The organism is Burkholderia sp. Ac-20384 (assembly GCF_017104605.1).
GTDB lineage: Bacteria > Pseudomonadota > Gammaproteobacteria > Burkholderiales > Burkholderiaceae > Burkholderia > Burkholderia lata.
Window position 1 is genome coordinate 1 of the sequence record NZ_JAAGPE010000575.1, and the last position, 2,227, is coordinate 2,227.

Below are 2,227 nucleotides of genomic sequence, written 5' to 3' on the forward strand. Positions count from 1 at the left end.
TGCACCGTGCGGACGATCGCGACGATGAGCGCGCGCACCTTGGTCCGGCGCAGGCTGCGCGAGCGCACGGCCATCGTGAACGCGAGCGCGAAGCTCACGAGCACGTTGAGGATCGCCATGCTGAGCACGCCGGCGCCGGCCCACCACAGCTCGGGCGTGCCGAGCGCGTCCTTGCCCAGCACGCCGAGCGCGATGCCGATCGAACCGGCCGACAGCGTCACGTGCCGCACCTCGAACGGGAACATGAACACGGTGACGATCGCCGGAATGAGGCCGAGCATCAGGCCGAGGCCGACGTTCGCGACCACGCCGGCCACGTTCGACCGGCAGAAGTGCGCGAGCTTCGCGGCACCGGCCGCACCGAGCGTGAGGCGCAGACGGCGGTTGTACGTGAGCGCGTCGCCGACCCGGTGCAGCACGAACCAGTTGTCGGCCCAGCCCGCGATCAGGCTCGACGCCCACAGCAGCACACCGGTCAGCGCCGCGTAGAGCGGCGTCGGGCCGAGCAGCGAGAACGAGTGCAGTGTCACGTGCGCCTTTTCCGGCGAGATCAGGTTCGCGTGCAGCACGTTGCCCGCGAACAGCTGTACCAGCAGGCACACGGGCAGCACGACGAGCACGTTGCCGGAAATCGCGGCGGCCTGCGTGCGGATCAGCGCGATCACCGACGACACGAACGCCTTCACGCCTTCCTCGTGGCCGGTGTCGTCGAGCTCGCGCGCGAGCGTCGGTGCGGTCATCGCGGGCTGCTTGGTCGCGAGCGTGAAATGCAGGAAGTGCATCAGCATGAAGCTGGCCGCGTAGTTGACGCCCGCGAGCAGCCCTTCGAACATCGATTGCAGGTGCGCGCCCGTGATCGCGAATTTCACGCACACGGTCACGACCGTGACGAGGCCGCCGCCCGCGGCCATCCGCAGCATCTTCAGGTACTCGGCGCGGCCGCGCGAGATGTAGTGCTCGCCGGTGTCCGCGTTGGTTTCGACGAGCTTGCGCGCGAACAGCGAGAAGTTGCTGCGCACGAGGTGCGACACGCTCTGGCTGTTGTGGTTCGCGTCGACGAGCTCGGCCGTCAGGTGCGCCATGCCGTGCAGGTCGTCGCGCGCCATCCACGCGTTCAGCAGCATCTCGGCGCGCAGGATACGCATGCGCATCCGCTCGACCTGGAACACGATGTCGACCGACACGCCGTTGCGGTACAGGTGCGAGAACACGTCGTCGACGGCGATCCGGCATTCGTCGAGCAGCACGCGCAGGTAGTTCACCTCGTGCAGCAGCTTGCTCGGGTCGCCGCCGTCCTCGACGGCCGCGTGCGCGGTCTCGACCGCGAGCATCGCGCGCATGAGGCGGTAGAACGGCTGCGTTTCGAGCGGCTTGCGTGCGTCGTCGTCGGAGAGCCGGCTGCGCACCGTCTGCGACAGGCCGGTCGAGCTGATCTGGCAGGTCAGGTTGTGCAGTGCGGCCAGCAGGTCGCGCGAGAACGAACCCGGTTCATGGCGCTCTTCGTCGGTGACGTCGAACGAGATCAGCTCGGCGAGGCGCGCGAGGAGATCGTCGGGCAGCGTGTCGATCCATTGCGCGTCTTCCGGCGTCGGGAACATCAGCGTGAACAGCGCCGACAGTTCGCGGCGGTTCGGCGCGGGCGGGATCAGCGACGAGTCGATCCGCTCGAACAGCGCGCCGAAGAAGCCTGAGTGCACGGGCATGCCGGCGTCGCACAGGAGCGAGATGCCGTCGCACTCGCGCAGGATGCCGCGCAGGATACGCGCGGCGTGGGTTTTCCACGCGGGATTGCGATCGAGCACGTGGAACAGGTAGCGCAACCGCGCATGGGCCGGATACGCGCGCGCATCGGCGTCGCGATCGGCCGGCGTGTCCTGCGCGGCCTGCATCGTGCCGGTGCGGCGCAGCCAGTGCGCGAGCTCGATCAGCCATTCGCTGCGCTCGGCGTACGACGCATCGGCGTCGGCGTGCGCGAGCAGCGCATCGAGCTGGTGACCGGCATTGCGCGACGCGCGCCACTTCTTGATCAGGGTCGTCAGGGAACGAAACATAAACGGAATAGCGAAAGCCCTCGGCGGGCGGGTTCGGGATGCCGGCCGGGGAAACGGCGCGGCGCCGGGGAGAACGGGTGAGACGGGGCCGGTTGCCGGACGACGACCCGCGATGCGGCTGCCCCGCTGCGGTGCACGCCGATCGCGTGCGGGCGCCGGGAGGCACGGCGGTCGGG

At 69.1% G+C, this 2,227-nt stretch carries 1 protein-coding gene; it reads right to left on the bottom strand.

The features are described from left to right. The coding region (locus tag G3O00_RS41850) for a site-specific recombinase (RefSeq protein ID WP_206146509.1) at positions 1-2,051 on the bottom strand (2,051 nt) is incomplete at its 3' end. Positions 2,052-2,227: the final 176 nt, after the last annotated feature.